Annotated in this window: 1 protein-coding gene; it reads left to right on the forward strand. The window is 73.7% G+C overall.

Annotated features, from left to right (window positions below; genetic code table 11):
* On the forward strand, positions 1-1940 hold a 1940-nt coding region (locus tag AB0M92_RS39220), incomplete at both ends, for a type I polyketide synthase (RefSeq protein WP_366107183.1).

A 1940-nucleotide genomic window follows, 5' to 3' on the forward strand; every position in this document is an offset into this window, starting at 1 on the left:
TCCTCTACGACGCCGGCGACTTCGACGCGGCCCTCTTCGGGATCTCCCCGCGCGAGGCCCTGACCCTCGACCCCCAGCAGCGGCTGCTGCTGGAGACCTCGTGGGAGGCCATCGAGAACGCGGGCATCGCCCCGCACACCCTGCGCGGCACGAAGACCGGAGTCTTCGGCGGCGTCATGTACCACGACTACGCGCTGGGCACGGAAGCCGCGGCCACCACCGGCGGCAGCCTGGTCACCGGCCGCGTCGCGTTCAGCCTGGGCCTGGAGGGCCCGGCCGTCACCATCGACACGGCCTGCTCCTCCTCCCTCGTCGCCCTGCACCTGGCCGCGCAGTCCCTGAACTCCGGCGAGTCCACGCTCGCCCTGGCCGGCGGCGTCACCGTGATGACCGAGCCGGACATGTTCCTCTACTTCAGCCACCAGCGCGGCATGGCCGCCGACGGCCGCTGCAAGCCCTTCGCCTCGAACGCCGACGGCACCGGCTGCTCCGAGGGCGTCGGCGTCCTCGTCCTGGAGCGCCTCTGCGACGCCCGCCGCAACGGCCACCCCGTCCTCGCGGTCATCCGCGGCTCCGCCGTCAACCAGGACGGCGCGTCCAGCTCCATGACCGCCCCCAACGGGCCGTCCCAGCAGCGGGTCATCCGCAGCGCCCTGGAGAACGCCGGCCTGACCATCGCCGACGTCGACGCCGTGGAGGCCCACGGCACCGGCACCAGGCTCGGCGACCCGATCGAGGCGCAGGCGCTGCTCGCCACGTACGGCCAGGGCCGCGAAGACGACAAGCCGCTGTGGCTCGGCTCCCTCAAGTCCAACCTCGCGCACACGCAGGCCGCGGCCGGCGTCGGCGGCGTCATCAAGATGGTGCAGGCGCTGCGCCACGGCCTGCTGCCCAAGACCCTGTACGCGCAGGACCCGACCCCGCACGTCGACTGGACGGCGGGCAACGTCAAGCTGCTGACCGAGCCGGTCGCCTGGCCGGCGGGCGAGCGCCCGCGCCGGGCCGGCATCTCCTCCTTCGGGCTCAGCGGTACGAACGCCCACGTCATCGTCGAGGAGGCCCCGGCCGCCGACGCGGCGGAGGCCGACACGGAGATCCGTACCCTCCCGCTGGTCCCCGTGGCCCTGTCCGGCCGTTCGCCGAAGGCCCTGGCCGAGCAGGCCGGGCGCCTGCTCGCCCATGTCGCCGGGCACGCGGACCCGTCCCTGACCGACGCGGACCCGTCCCTGACCGACCTCGGTTTCTCGGCGGCGACCACCCGGACCGCGCACGAGCACCGGGCCGTCGTCATCGGCGCGGACCGCGACGAGCTCCTGGCCGGACTCTCGGCGCTCGCCGAGGGCTCGGCGGCGCCCGTCGCCGTGCAGGGCGTCGTCCAAGAAGGCCGCTCGGCGTTCCTGTTCACGGGCCAGGGCGCGCAGCGTCTGGGCATGGGCCGTGAACTGCACTCCGCGTTCCCGGTGTTCGCCGCTGCGCTCGACGCCGCGGCCGCCGCCGTGGACGAGCACGTGGAGATCCCGCTCTACGAGGTGATGTGGGGCGAGGACGAGGCGCTGCTGAACAGCACCGCCTACACCCAGCCCGCACTGTTCGCCATCGAAACCGCGCTCTTCCGGCTCGTCACCTCGTGGGGCGTCCGGCCGGACTTCCTGGCCGGCCACTCCATCGGCGAGATCACCGCCGCCCACGCGGCCGGGGTCCTGTCCCTGGAGGACGCGGCCCGCCTCGTCACCGCACGCGGCCGCCTCATGCAGGCACTGCCCGCAGGCGGAGCCATGGCCGCGATCCAGGCGACCGAGGAAGAGATCCTCCCCCACCTGACCGAGTCCGTCGGCATCGCCGCCGTCAACAGCCCCCGCTCCATCGTGGTCTCCGGCGCCGAGGAAGCCGTCACCGCGATCCAGGAGCACTTCACCGAACAGGGCCGCAAGACCACCCGG

Source organism: Streptomyces sp. NPDC051582 (assembly GCF_040681715.1).
GTDB lineage: Bacteria > Actinomycetota > Actinomycetes > Streptomycetales > Streptomycetaceae > Streptomyces.